The sequence below is a fragment of the Streptomyces sp. NPDC000345 genome (assembly GCF_042898825.1).
Classification (GTDB): Bacteria; Actinomycetota; Actinomycetes; order Streptomycetales; family Streptomycetaceae; genus Streptomyces.
In genome coordinates, this window is sequence record NZ_JBIAZE010000008.1 from 301,800 (window position 1) to 314,585 (window position 12,786).

Here is a 12,786-nt window from a genome sequence, read left to right on the forward strand (position 1 = left end):
TCTCACCTCCAAGAACTGACGAAAGCCCGCTACTTGGGGCTGTCGTCCTCCCCCACGTGGTGTACGCGGACCAGGTTGGTCGAGCCCGACACGCCCGGAGGCGAGCCGGCGGTGATGACCACGACGTCCCCCTTCTCGCAGCGGCCGTACTTCAGCAGGAGTTCGTCCACCTGGTCGACCATCGCGTCGGTGGAGCCCACGGGCGGATTGAGGAACGTCTCCACACCCCAGGTCAGGCTGAGCTGTGAGCGGGTCGCCGGTTCCGGGGTGAACGCGAGCAGGGGGATCGGGGAGCGGTAGCGGGAGAGGCGGCGGGCGGTGTCGCCGCTCTGGGTGAAGGCGACCAGGAGCTTCGCGCCGAGGAAGTCGCCGATCTCCGCCGCCGCGCGGGCCACCGCGCCGCCCTGAGTGCGGGGCTTGTTGCTTTCCGTCAGCGGGGGCAGGCCCTTCGCGAGGAGGTCCTGTTCCGCGGCTTCCACGATCTTCGCCATCGTCCGGACGGTCTCCACCGCGTACTTGCCGACGCTCGTCTCGCCCGACAGCATCACCGCGTCCGTGCCGTCGATGACGGCGTTCGCCACGTCCGAGGCCTCGGCGCGGGTCGGCCGGGAGTTCTCGATCATCGAGTCCAGCATCTGCGTCGCGACGATGACCGGCTTGGCGTTCCGCCTGGCCAGTGCGACGGCCCGCTTCTGGACGACCGGGACCTGCTCCAGGGGCATCTCCACGCCCAGGTCGCCGCGAGCCACCATGATCCCGTCGAAGGCGGCGACGATCTCGTCGATGTTCTCGACGGCCTGCGGCTTCTCCACCTTGGCGATGACCGGCAGCCTGCGCCCCTCCTCGTCCATGATCCGGTGGACGTCCACGATGTCCCGCCCGCTCCTGACGAACGACAGGGCCACGACGTCGAAGCCCGTGCGCAGGGCCCAGCGCAGGTCGTCCTCGTCCTTCTTGGAGAGGGCGGGGACGGAGACCGCGACGCCGGGCAGGTTCAGGCCCTTGTGGTCGGAGATGACGCCGCCCTCCACCACGCGGGTGCGGACACGGGGGCCGTCGACCTCGGTGACCTCCAGGCAGACCTTGCCGTCGTCGACGAGGATGCGCTCCCCCGGCGTCACGTCGTCCGCGAGGCCCGCGTACGTGGTGCCGCAGCGGTTGCCGTCGCCTGCCACGCCTTCCTCGACGGTGATGGTGAAGGTGTCGTCGCGTTCAAGGAGTACGGGTCCTTCCGCGAAGTGGCCGAGGCGGATCTTCGGGCCTTGAAGGTCGGCGAGGACGCCGACGCTGCGGCCGGTCTCGTCGGAGGCCTTGCGGACGCGGTGGTAGCGCTCCTCGTGTTCGGCGTGGCTGCCGTGACTGAGGTTGAAGCGGGCAACGTCCATTCCGGCGTCGACCAGGGCTTTGAGCCGGTCGTAGGAGTCGGTGGCGGGGCCCAGGGTACAAACGATTTTTGCTCGGCGCATGAGTCGAGCCTATGACTTACCGATCGGTAGCGAATTGGGAGGACATGACTGCTCAACAACCTTTGAGTGAAGGGTAGTTGACAACTGGTTCATTGTGCGGGGTGCCGCTCTTATGAGCATTCGATATCTGATTCACACGCCCGCTCGATTTCTCCGCCCGCCCGAATGCGCGGTCCGGGTGAATTCACAGGGCCGGTGGAACCATCGTGAATTGCGCGCCGACCTCCGCCCGGACCCTCATCCGCTGCGGCTCCAGATCCAGGGGCTCCGGCGCCGGTTCGATCTCCTCCGCGGCCGCCGACATCCGGCGCATACGGCGCCCGAAGCCGGCCCGGGGACGTCCGGGCACCGAGTCGTTTCCGGTGTCGGCGAGCTCGATCAGCGCGCCCACCGTCGTCCCCAGGGCCTCCGCGTACTCCTTGGCCCGCCGTACGGCGTCCCGTACGGCCTCCTGGCGGGCGCGGCGGTGGACGGGCGAGTCGGGGCGCAGGGTCCACCAGGGGCCCTCCACCCTGGTCAGATCCAGGTCGGCGAGGCGGGTGGTGAGTTCGCCGAGTGCGGTGAAGTCCGTCAGCCCGGCGGTGAGGTGGACCCGGCCGTGGTAGGCGCGGACGCGTTCGCCCCGGCCGCGCTGCCCGAGTTCGGGAGTGAGGGACACGGCACCCGTCGAGACGTCCTCGACGGCGTCGCCGTAGGACTTGATCAGCTCGACGACCGTGGCGTTGCGGCGGGTGAGGTCGTCGAGGGTCGCGCGGCGGTCCTTGCCGCGGGCGGTGACGGTGACGCCGATGCGGGCGAGGTCGGGGTCGGCCTCGATCTCGGCCTCGCCGCGTACCGCGAGGAGGGGGGTCTCGGGGGTGCCGTACGGAGGAAACTGCGGTGAGGTCATACGCCCCACCTTGTCATGGCTTTCCCTTTTGACGGGCCGGAGTTGACCGGTCTGGTCACCAGATCGAAACCTCCGGGACCTGTTGCCTTCGGTCATGGACGGGTCAGAATCTACGCGCGTTTGTCTACGCGCGTCGCTGACCATTCCCCGAGGAGCACGAGACATGCCGTTGAACCGCCGGAAGTTTCTGAAGAAGTCCGCCGTGACCGGGGCGGGGGTGGCGATCGCGGGCGCGGCCGCGGCTCCGTCGGCGCAGGCCGCGGAGGCGAAGAAGCCGGGGAAGCAGCCGAAGCGGTACTCGCTGACGGTGATGGGGACGACGGACCTGCACGGTCACGTCTTCAACTGGGACTACTTCAAGAACGCCGAGTACGCGGACAAGGCGGGCAACGCCCAGGGGCTGGCGCGCATCTCGACCCTCGTCAACCAGGTCCGCGCCGAGAAGGGGCGGGAGAACACGCTGCTGCTGGACGCGGGTGACACGATCCAGGGCACGCCGCTGACGTACTACTACGCGAAGGTGGACCCGATCACCGCGAAGGGTGGTCCGGTGCATCCGATGGCGCAGGCGATGAACGCGATCGGGTACGACGCGGCGGCGCTGGGCAACCACGAGTTCAACTACGGCATCGAGACGCTGCGGAAGTTCGAGTCGCAGTTGCGGTTCCCGCTGCTCGGGGCGAACGCGGTGGACGCGAAGACGCTGAAGCCGGCGTTTGCGCCCTACGTCATCAAGACCTTCTGCGTGCGGGGCGCGCGGCCCGTGAAGGTCGCGGTGCTGGGCCTGACGAACCCCGGTATCGCCATCTGGGACAAGGCCTATGTGCAGGGCAAGCTGGCGTTCCCCGGCCTGGAGGAGCAGGCCGCGAAGTGGGTGCCGAAGCTGAAGTCGATGGGCGCGGACGTGGTGGTCGTCTCGGCGCACTCCGGCTCCTCCGGCACGTCCTCCTACGGTGACCAGCTGCCGTACGTCGAGAACTCGGCGGCGCTGGTGGCGCAGCAGGTGCCGGACATCGACGCGATCCTGGTCGGGCACGCGCACGTGGAGATTCCCGAGCTGAAGGTGACGAACGCGAAGACCGGCAGGACGGTGGTGCTCTCGGAGCCGCTGGCGTACGCGGAGCGGCTGTCCCTCTTCGACATCGAGCTGGTGTTCGAGAAGGGTCGGTGGACGGTCGAGTCCGTGTCGTCGAAGGTGCTGAACTCCAACACGGTGGCCGACGACCCGAAGATCACGAAGCTGCTCGGCGACGAGCACGCGAAGGTCGTGGAGTACGTCAACCAGGTGGTCGGTACGGCGACCGAGACGCTGACGACGGTGGAGGCGCGGTACAAGGACGCCCCGATCATCGACCTGATCACCACGGTCCAGGAGGACGTCGTCAAGGCGGCCCTGGCGGGGACGTCGTACGCGTCGCTGCCGGTGATCTCCCAGGCGTCGCCGTTCTCCCGTACGTCGGAGATCCCGGCCGGCCAGGTGACGATCCGGGATCTGTCGAGCCTGTACGTGTACGACAACACGCTGGTGGCGAAGCTGCTGACGGGTGCGCAGATCAAGGCGTACCTGGAGTACTCGGCGGAGTACTTCGTGCAGACCGCGGCGGACGCCGTCGTGGACGTGGAGAAGCTGACGAACGCGAACAGCCGGCCGGACTACAACTACGACTACGTCTCCGGGCTGTCGTACGAGATCGACATCGCGCAGGCGGCGGGTTCACGGATCAGGAACCTGACCTACAACGGTGCCGCCCTGGACGACGCCCAGCAGTTCGTGTTCGCGGTGAACAACTACCGGGCGAACGGCGGCGGCGCGTTCCCGCACGTGGCCTCCGCCACCGAGGTGTGGTCGGAGTCGACGGAGATCCGGACCCGGATCGCGGAGTGGGTGACCGCGAAGGGTGTGCTGGACCCGAAGGACTTCGCGTCGGTGGACTGGAAGCTCACGCGCAACGGTACGCCGGTGTTCTAGCCGGGCGTCGGGCCTGATGGTCCGGGGCGGCGGCCTCAGATCCCGTCCTTGAGGGGTGTCAGCGTTCTCGGCTGGCGTGCGGGCGGGATCTGGGGCTGTCGTTGTTCCAGGCCGAAGGTGGTGAAGGCGGTGCGGGCGGGGAGCGGGTAGTTCTCCTTGCCGGTGACGGTGTTGAGGATGCTGGCGCCGCGCCAGGCGGCGAGGCCGAGGTCGGGGGCGCCCACACCGTGGGTGTGGCGTTCGGCGTTCTGGACGTACACGGCGCCGGTGACGGCGGGGTCGAGGACGAGGCGGAACTGTTCGTCGATGCGGGGGCGTTCGCTGTTGTCGCGGCGCATGTAGGGGTCCAGGCCCGCGAGGATGCGGTCGAGGGGCCGTTCGCGGTGGCCGGTGGCGAGGACGACGGCGTCGGTGATGAGGCGGGAGCGGGTGTTCTGCTGGGTGTGCTCCAGATGGAGTTCGATCCTGGTGGTCGCGATGCGGCCCGCGGTGCGGACGCGGACGCCGGGGGTGAGGACGGCGTCGGGCCAGCCGCCGTGGAGGGTGCGGCGGTAGAGCTCGTCGTGGATGGCGTCGAGGGTGCCGGCGTCGATCCCCTTGTGGAGCTGCCATTGGGCGGCGACGACCTCGTCGCGGACGGGTTCGGGGAGGGCGTGGAAGTAGCGGGTGTAGTCGGGGGTGAAGTGTTCGAGGCCGAGCTTGGAGTACTCCATGGGGGCGAAGGCCGCGGTGCGGCCGATCCAGAGGAGCTGTTCGCGGCCTGGGGGCCGGTGGCGCAGGAGGTCGAGGAAGACTTCGGCGCCGGACTGTCCTGAGCCGACGACGGTGACGTGGCCCGCGCCGAGGAGGGTGTCGCGGTGGGTGAGGTAGTCGCCGGCGTGGAGGACCGGGACGCCGGGGGCGTCGACGAGGGGGCGCAGGGGGTCGGGGACGTAGGGCTCGGTGCCGATGCCGAGGACGACGTTGCGTGTGTGGGTGCGGCCGAGGGCTTCGGCTTCTCCGTCGCTGTCGAGCTGGGTGAAGTCGACCTCGAAGACGTCCCGGTCGGGGTTCCAGCGGACGGCGTCCACCTGGTGGCGGAAGTGGAGGGCGGGGAGGTTGTCGGCGACCCAGCGGCAGTAGGTGTCGTACTCGGTGCGGCGGATGTGGAAGCGCTCGGCGAAGTAGAAGGGGTAGAGGCGGTGGTGGGCCTTGAGGTAGTTGAGGAAGGTCCAGGGGCTGGCGGGGTCGGCGAGGGTGACGAGGTCGGCGAGGAACGGGACCTGGACGCGGGCGCCGTCGATGAGGAGACCGGGGTGCCAGTCGAAGCGCGGGCGTTGTTCGTAGAAGACGGTGTCGAGCTCGGCGAGGGGGTGGGCGAGGGCGGCGAGCGAGAGGTTGCTGGGGCCGATGCCGATGCCGACGAGGTCGCGGGTGGTGTAGGGGGGTGGGGGCGTGTTCATGCGGGGGTTGTTCCTTCCACCAGATGCAGGAGGGCGGCCAGGTCGTGGGGGTGGGTGTGGGGGTTGAGGAGGGTGGTCTTGAGCCAGAGCCGGCCGTCGACGCGGGCGCGGCCGAGGACGGCTTGGCCGTCGGTGAGGAGGCGGCGGCGTATCGCGGCGACGGCGGCGTCGGGGGCGCCCGTGGGGCGGAAGAGGACGGTGCTGAGGGTGGGCGGGGCCTGGAGTTCGAGGCGGGGGTGCTCCTGGACGAGGGCGGCGAGTTCCCGGGCGCGGTCGCAGACCTGGTCGACGAGGGCGCCGAGGCCCTGGCGGCCGAGGGTCTTGAGGGTGACGGCGATCTTCAGGACGTCGGGTCGGCGGCTGGTGCGCAGGGAGCGGCCGAGGAGGTCGGGGAGACCGGCCTCGGTGTCGTCGTCGGCGTTGAGGTAGTCGGCGTGCTGGTGGAGGGGGATGAGGTCGGTGGGGTCGCGGACGGCCAGGAGGCCGGCGGCGACGGGTTGCCAGCCGAGTTTGTGCAGGTCGAGGGTGACGGTGTGGGCGGCGTCCAGTCCGGTGAGTGCGGCGCGGCGGCGGTCGCTGAAGAGGAGTCCGCCGGCGTAGGCGGCGTCGATGTGCAGACGGGCGCCGTGGGCCCGGCAGCGGGCGGCGACATCGGGGAGGGGGTCGATGAGTCCGGCGTCGGTGGTGCCGGCGGTCGCGGCCACCAGGTGGGGGCCGGGGTGGGTGGTGAGGGCCTCGTCGAGGGCGGCGGGGTCGAGCGTGCCGCCGGGGGCGGGGAGGACGACGGGGGCGGGCAGGCCGAGGAGCCAGGCGGCGCGGGTCAGGGAGTGGTGGGCGTTGGCCGCGCAGACGAGGCGGACGGCGGGGCCGAGGGTCTCGCGGGCCAGGAGGAGCGCGAGTTGGTTGGATTCGGTGCCGCCGGTGGTGACGAGGGCGTCACCGGTCGCCGTCCCGTACACCTGCGCGGCGAGCGCCTTGGTGACCAGTGTCTCCAGTTCGGAGGCGGCCGGGGCCTGGTCCCAGGAGTCGAGGGAGGGGTTGAGGGCGGAGGCGGCGAGGTCGGCGGCGGTGGCGACGGCGAGGGGTGGGCAGTGCAGATGGGCGGCGCACCGGGGGTGCGCGGGGTCGGCGGCGCCTTCGGCGAGGGCGCGGACGACGGTGGACAGGGCGTGCGGGTCGCCCCCCTCGGGGAGTACGTCGCCCACGGCGGCCCGGAGCCGGGCCGCGACCGCTTCGGGGCCGCCGGCCGGGAGCGGTCCCCCGCGTGCGCGTGCGCCCGCGTCCAGCGCGTCGAGGACGGTGGTGAGCAACGGCCGCAGGGCGCCGGTGCCTTCGGGGCCTGAGGCGAGCGGCGGGGTGCTCATGGAGGTACTCCGGGCGGGCGCGGGACAGAGGGGGTATCCAGCTTGTACGCCGTTGCGCAGACACGCCCGAAAACACCGGCGATCGGTACCCGAAAGGGGGTACCGATCGCCGGGGGGAACCTGCCGGTCAGGCGGCGCCGTGGGTGGAGCGCACCTTCAAGGCCCTCGCCAGGTCGTCGAGTTGGTCGGCCAGCTTGCGCCGCAGTGCCGGGATCGGGTCGGCGTCGCGCAGGCAGGCCTCGCCGAGGCGGAGTGCCTCCGGGTCGATGGCGTGGGCGGGGAAGGCCCAGTGGCCCGCGGCGTCGGCGATCGCGGGCCCGCGGCGGGCGGCGACGGCGACGGCGTCCTCGTAGAAGCGGGGGACGTAATCGCTTACGAGGTCGGCCTGTTCGGGCTGCCAGAAGCCCTGGGCGGTGGCCGTGAAGAGGTAGTTGGAGAGGTCGTCGGAGGCGAACATCGACGCCCAGGCCTTCGCCTTGGCCTCGGCGTCGGGCAGGGCGGCGCGACAGCGGGCGGCGCCCTCCCGTCCGGTGGCGGAGGGGTCGCGTTCCAACTCGGCGGCGATGGCGGCCTCGTCGGTGGCGCCGAGGACGGCGAGCCGAGCGAGGACGCGCCAGCGCAGGTCGGGGTCGAGTTCGGGTCCGCCGGGGACGGTGCCGTCGGCGAGCCAGGCGTCGATGGTGTCGGGGTGGGCGGCGACGTTGATGAAGTGGCGTACGGCGATCAGGCGCAGGCCGGGGTGGTCGCCGTCCTCGGTGCGGCGGATGAGGTCGCGGCACAGGGAGGAGAGGGTGGCGAGGGCGGCGGGGCGCTCCTCGGGGGCGGTGTAGCGGTTGGCCCCATGGGCGGAGGCGAAGGCGAGGACGCCTTGGACGAGGGCGAGGTCGGTCTCGTGCGGGAGGTGGGCGCGGGCGGTCGCCAGGTAGGCGGCGGGGGCGAGTTCGCCGTCGCGGACGGCGTCGCGCAGGGCGTTCCAGACGACGGCGCGGGTGAGCGGGTCGGGCAGGCCGCTGAGGCTGGTGGTGATGCTCTGGGAGGACCGCGGGTCGAAGCGGATCTTGGCGTAGGTGAGGTCGCGGTCGTTGAGGAGGAGCAGGGTGGGGCGCTTGCCGAGCGGCAGCGGTTCGCTCTGCGGGATGTCGAGGTGGAGGCGTTCGCGCAGGACGAGGCGGCCGCCGTCGTCGGCGGGATCCTGGTCGTAGAGGCCCACCGCGATGCGGTGGGGGCGGCTGCCGGTGTGCCCGACGGTCAGGTGGTGGTCGCCGTTGTCGCCGGTGACGACGGGGGTGAGGGTGTCGACGCCGGTGGTGCGCAGCCAGGCGTCGGCCCAGGCGTGGACGTCGCGTTCGGTGGCGGCGGCGAGGGAGTCGATGAAGTCGGCGAGCGCGGCGTTGCCGAACCTGTGCCGGCCGACATGGGTGTTGATGCCGGCGAGGAAGTCCTTCTCGCCGAGCCAGGTGACCAGTTGGCGCAGTGCGGAGGCGCCCTTGGCGTAGGAGATGCCGTCGAAGTTGAGGAGGGCGGAGGCGGTGTCGGGGACGGCTTCGGGTGCGACGGGGTGGGTGGAGGGCCGCTGGTCGGCGTCGTAGCCCCAGGCCTTGCGCACGACGCCGAAGTCGGTCCAGGTGTCGGTGAAGCGGGTGGCTTCGGTGAGGGTCTGGTAGCCCATGTACTCGGCGAAGGACTCGTTGAGCCAGATGTCGTCCCACCAGCGCAGGGTGACGAGGTCGCCGAACCACATGTGGGCCATCTCGTGGGCGATGACCATGGCGCGGGTCTGGCGTTCGGTGTCGGTGACGGCGGAGCGGTAGACGAACTCGTCGCGGAAGGTGACGAGTCCGGGGTTCTCCATGGCGCCGGCGTTGAACTCGGGGACGAACGCCTGGTCGTAGGAGTCGAAGGGGTAGGGCTCCTCGAACTTCTCGTGGTAGCGGTCGAAGCACGCGCGCGTGATGTCGAGGATCTCGTCGGCGTCGGCGTCGAGGTGTGGGGCCAGGGAGCGGCGGCAGTGGATGCCGAAGGGCAGGCCGCGGTGTTCGGTGCGCACGGAGTGCCAGGGCCCGGCGGCGACGGCGACGAGGTAGGTGGAGATGAGGGGGGTGGGGGCGGCCTGCCAGCGGCCGTCGCCGAGGTGCCGCGCGATGCCGTTGGCGAGGACGGTCCAGCCTTCGGGGGCGTCGACGGTCAGCTCGAAGACGGCCTTGAGGTCGGGCTGGTCGAAGGCGGCGAAGACGCGTTGGACGTCGTCCATGAACAACTGGGTGTAGAGGTACGTCTCGCCGTCGCTGGGGTCGGTGAAGCGGTGCATGCCCTCGCCCGTGCGGGAGTAGCGCATGGTCGCGTCGACGCGCAGTTCGTGTTCGCCGGCGCCGAGGTTCTTCAGGGCGAGCCGGTTCTCGTCCAGGCTCTCGGGGTCGATCGGCTGTCCGTCGAGGGTGACGGAGCGCAGCTCGGCGGGCTTGATCTCGACGAAGGTGTCCCCACCGGCGCGCGCGGTGAACTCGATGACGGTGCGGGAGCCGAAGGTCTCGTCGCCGGTGGTCAGGTCGAGCTCGATGGCGTAGCGGTGGACGTCGAGGAGCTGGGCACGGTTCTGCGCTTCGTCGCGCGTCAGTACGGACATGAACGACATGCTGCCTGATACCGCAGGCCGGGCACAGGGGCGGATCGGTACGCGCCCTATGTCCCTTCTCGCGCCGGAGGCGCCGGGCCTGAGCCGGGCCGGGCGCCCGCAGATCGCCGGGGTGGATCCCGGGCCGTGACGGGGGTCCGTCAGCCGGCGGTGGGGGCCGTTTCGTGGACGGCGTCCTCGGCGATGCGCTCGTGGTGGCGGATCACCTCGGCGATGATGAAGTTGAGGAACTTCTCGGCGAACGCGGGGTCGAGCTTGGCGTTCTCGGCGAGGGTGCGCAGCCGCTCGATCTGGCGGGCCTCGCGGGCCGGGTCGGCGGGCGGCAGCTGGTGGCGGGCCTTGAGGTGGCCGACCTGCTGGGTCGCCTTGAAGCGTTCGGCGAGCATGTGGACGACGGCGGCGTCGATGTTGTCGATGCTGTCGCGCAGCCGGGCGAGCTCGGCGCGGACGGCCGGGTCGACGTCGCCGGTGCCGGGGGTGTTGCGGGTGGTCATGGGCGATCACCCTAGGGCATCCCCCTGCGGGCGTCCGCGCTGCCCGTACAGTGGAATCGGGTGCTCGGCGTCTTGGGGGTGCGGGCGTGGCCGACGGCGGACCGGTGCAGCACGGCTATCCGCATCTGGAGACGGTGCGGGCGGCCGTCACGGCGTTGTACCGGCGGTTGTCGTACGACACCATCCACCAGTACGGCGCCAGTGTGGCCCCCGCGGACGTGGCGTTCTGCGACACCGACGACCTGCATCTGGGGGCGCAGCGGGTGGCGCGGGAGCTGGTGCGGCACTTCCGGCTGCCGGACGCGCGGATGATCGTGGCGTTCCGGGAGATGGAGCACGCGGCGAACGTGGAGCTGACGGCGGGCCCGGAGTACTTCGTCGAGCTGAACGACCGGTTCCGCAGGCACCGGCGGGACATCGGCGCGGCGCTGGCGCACGAGATCATGCACGTCTGTCTGCACCGTCTGGACCTGTCGTTCCCGGGGACGCGGGACAACGAGATCCTCACGGACACCGCGACGACGTATCTGGGGGCGGGCTGGCTGCTGCTGGACGCCTACCGGGAGGACGCGGCCTCCTCGCAGAAGCTGGGGTATCTGACGCCGGAGGAGTTCGGGTACGTGCTGGCGAAGCGGTCGCAGGTGTTCGGAGAGGATCCGTCGACGTGGTTCACCAGTGCGCAGGCGTACACGGCCTATGTGCGGGGCCGGGAGCGGGCGCTGCGGGACGAGCGGCAGCCGCCGCTGACGGCGGCGGGCTGGGCGGGGCGGCGCCGGTACGCCCGGGACCGTCGGCACGCCCAGGACCACCGCCCCGCGGGGGCACCGGACGTGCCGTACACGTTCGCACCCGACCCCCAGGGGCCGTTGCGGGTGACGTTCCCCTGTCCCACCTGTCATCAGCGGATCAGGGTGCCCGTGAAGGGGCGGGTGCGGGCGAGGTGCGGATTGTGCCGGACGGTTCTGGAGTGCGACACGTAGGTCACGGCGCCCAGGCGACCGGCCCGGGTCAGTCGGCCCGGGACGGTCGGGGAGGTGGCCGTTCGCGGGAGCGGCCCGGGGTCACTCGTGGGAGGTGGCCGTTCGCGGGAGCAGCGCGCACAGGCCCGCGCACGCCACGAACCCGCCGGTCACCCAGGGCATCGCCGCCCCCAGCGCCTCGGTGAGGCCGTCGTCGGCGTGGCCGAAGAACACCGTGCCGACGACCGCCGCGCCGAGCGCGCCGCCGAACTGCTGCGCGGTGGAGAAGATCCCGGAGGCGCCGCCGGCGAGGTCGGCGGGTACGGCGGACAGGACGACGTTCACCAGGGGCACCACCAGGAAGCCGAGGCCGGCGCCGGCGACGACCAGGCCGGGGACCAGCGGCCAGGCGCCGGTGTGGGTGTCGGCGGCGCCGTCGACCGCGGCCCACACCCAGGCGTGCCCACCGGCCATGAGCAGCGCTCCGGCGCCGAGGACGAGCCGTCCGTACCGCACGGCGAGGCTGTCGGCGGCCGGGGCGGTGAGGAAGCCGCCGACGGAGAAGGCGACGGTCAGCAGGCCGGCCTGCAGCGGCGTGTAGCCCTCGCCGGCCTGCAGCCAGACGGCGAAGGCGAGGAAGAAGCCCTGCATCGCGAGGGAGAAGAGGAGCTGGACCAGGACGCCGACGGAGAACGCGGGGAGCCGGAAGGCGCGGGCCGGGAGCAGGGGGACCCTGGTGGTGCCGTGCCGGCGCGCCTCGGACACACCGAGGCCGGTGACGGCGAGCAGGCCTGCGGCCAGGCAGATCCAGCCCCACAGGGGCCAGCCGTTCTCGCGTCCCTGCACCAGGGGCAGCACGACGGCCACCAGGCCGCCCGCGAGGACGAGGCTGCCGAGCGCGTCGGGGCGCCCCGCGGAGCGTTCCCTGGTGGCGGGCACCAGGAGTGCTCCGGCGACGAGGGTGGCCAGGGCGACCGGCACGTTCACCAGGAACACCGAGCGCCAGCCCCAGCCGAACAGGTCGGCGTCGGTGAGTACCCCGCCGAGCAGCAGCCCGACCGCCGAGGCGAACCCGGCGACGGCGCCGTACATGCCGAAGGCGGCGCCGCGTTCGCGGCCCTGGAAGAGGGTGCGGAAGGAGCCGATGACCTGGGGGACGAGGACGGCGGCCAGGACGCCCTGGACGGCGCGTGCGGCGATCAGCTGGCCGGGGGTCTGGGCGATTCCGCAGGCGAGGCTCGCCAGTCCGAAGCCGGCCGTGCCGGTGAGGAAGAGGGCGCGGCGGCCGAGGCGGTCGCCGAGGTGGCCGGCGACGATGAGAGCGGCCGCGAAGCCGAGCAGATAGGCGGAGACCGTCCACTGCAGCTCGCTCGGCGAGGCGTGCAGGTCCGTGCCGATGGAGGGGATCGCGACGTTGACGATGGTGGTGTCGAGGAGGTCCATGAGCGCGGCGACCATCATGACGACGGCGGCGGCCCAGCGGCGCGGATGGGGGGCGGTGGCGCAGGGCGGGGACGGCGTGACGGTGGTGGACATGGCTCTCTCCTGCCGGTGAATTTATTTCGTTCGAC

The 12,786-nt window shown here is 71.5% G+C and carries 9 protein-coding genes; 2 read left to right on the top strand and 7 right to left on the bottom strand.

Translation table 11 applies throughout. The features are described 5' to 3' along the window. Positions 1-29: 29 nt before the first annotated feature. Complete coding sequence (gene pyk / locus ACFY30_RS21435; protein WP_390846751.1) at positions 30-1,466, bottom strand: pyruvate kinase; 1,437 nt, start codon at positions 1,464-1,466, stop codon at positions 30-32. A 184-nt stretch (positions 1,467-1,650) separates the two neighbouring features. After that, positions 1,651-2,355: an SIMPL domain-containing protein gene (locus ACFY30_RS21440; RefSeq protein ID WP_390846752.1), complete on the bottom strand. Its 705-nt coding sequence runs from the start codon at positions 2,353-2,355 to the stop codon at positions 1,651-1,653. Between the two features lie 163 nt (positions 2,356-2,518). On the opposite strand from ACFY30_RS21440, the gene ACFY30_RS21445 reads away from it, so the two are divergent. Continuing rightward, positions 2,519-4,324 carry a bifunctional metallophosphatase/5'-nucleotidase gene (locus tag ACFY30_RS21445; RefSeq protein ID WP_390846753.1) on the top strand — a complete coding sequence of 602 codons (1,806 nt, stop codon included), beginning with the start codon at positions 2,519-2,521 and terminating at the stop codon, positions 4,322-4,324. A gap of 35 nt (positions 4,325-4,359) precedes the next feature. Here the strand turns inward: ACFY30_RS21445 and ACFY30_RS21450 are convergent, their stop codons facing one another. From ACFY30_RS21450 to ACFY30_RS21465, 4 genes are all read right to left on the bottom strand, one after another. Then, positions 4,360-5,766, bottom strand: a complete 1,407-nt coding sequence (locus ACFY30_RS21450) for a lysine N(6)-hydroxylase/L-ornithine N(5)-oxygenase family protein (protein WP_390846754.1) — start codon at positions 5,764-5,766, stop codon at positions 4,360-4,362. Then, positions 5,763-7,130: a pyridoxal phosphate-dependent decarboxylase family protein gene (locus tag ACFY30_RS21455; protein WP_390846755.1), complete on the bottom strand. Its 1,368-nt coding sequence runs from the start codon at positions 7,128-7,130 to the stop codon at positions 5,763-5,765. The genes ACFY30_RS21450 and ACFY30_RS21455 overlap by 4 nt, the downstream gene beginning before the upstream one ends. A 127-nt stretch (positions 7,131-7,257) precedes the next feature. Next, complete coding sequence (pepN, locus tag ACFY30_RS21460; RefSeq protein ID WP_390846756.1) at positions 7,258-9,753, bottom strand: aminopeptidase N; 2,496 nt, start codon at positions 9,751-9,753, stop codon at positions 7,258-7,260. Between the two features lie 149 nt (positions 9,754-9,902). Continuing rightward, positions 9,903-10,256, bottom strand: a complete 354-nt coding sequence (locus ACFY30_RS21465; RefSeq protein WP_390846757.1) for a chorismate mutase — start codon at positions 10,254-10,256, stop codon at positions 9,903-9,905. A gap of 86 nt (positions 10,257-10,342) precedes the next feature. Here ACFY30_RS21465 and ACFY30_RS21470 point away from each other — a divergent pair, with 86 nt between their 5' ends. Continuing rightward, entirely contained in the window at positions 10,343-11,236 is an 894-nt protein-coding gene (locus ACFY30_RS21470; protein ID WP_390846758.1) for a hypothetical protein, read from the top strand. An 81-nt stretch (positions 11,237-11,317) separates the two neighbouring features. Here ACFY30_RS21470 and ACFY30_RS21475 read toward each other — a convergent pair whose 3' ends face one another. Further along, positions 11,318-12,751 carry an MFS transporter gene (locus tag ACFY30_RS21475; protein WP_390846759.1) on the bottom strand — a complete coding sequence of 478 codons (1,434 nt, stop codon included), beginning with the start codon at positions 12,749-12,751 and terminating at the stop codon, positions 11,318-11,320. Positions 12,752-12,786: the final 35 nt, after the last annotated feature.